Origin of the sequence: Streptomyces sp. 5-10, from assembly GCF_014712245.1 — a bacterium.
In the GTDB taxonomy this organism is placed as follows: Bacteria; Actinomycetota; Actinomycetes; order Streptomycetales; family Streptomycetaceae; genus Streptomyces; species Streptomyces violaceusniger.
The window spans coordinates 177,744-178,098 of sequence record NZ_JACVYG010000013.1 but is presented as its reverse complement, the minus strand read 5'-3'; the positions used below and the strand labels follow the sequence as shown (position 1 = coordinate 178,098).

The 355-nt window shown below is 59.7% G+C and carries 1 rRNA gene (running past one end of the window); it reads right to left on the bottom strand.

The annotated features are described in order from the left end of the window. Positions 1 to 323 (bottom strand): 23S ribosomal RNA (locus IEJ02_RS18070) (it extends 3,246 nt beyond the left edge of the window). Positions 324 to 355 lie beyond the last annotated feature (32 nt).

Genomic DNA, 355 nt, shown 5'->3' with positions numbered 1-355 from the left:
CCCACAACCCCGCATGCGCAACCCCTGCCGGGTATCACACACATACGGTTTAGCCTCATCCAGTTTCGCTCGCCACTACTCCCGGAATCACGGTTGTTTTCTCTTCCTGCGGGTACTGAGATGTTTCACTTCCCCGCGTTCCCTCCACACTGCCTATGTGTTCAGCAGCGGGTGACAGCCCATGACGACTGCCGGGTTTCCCCATTCGGACACCCCCGGATCACAGCTCGGTTGACAGCTCCCCGGGGCCTATCGCGGCCTCCCACGTCCTTCATCGGTTCCTGGTGCCAAGGCATCCACCGTGCGCCCTTAAAAACTTGGCCACAGATGCTCGCGTCCACTGTGCAGTTCTCAA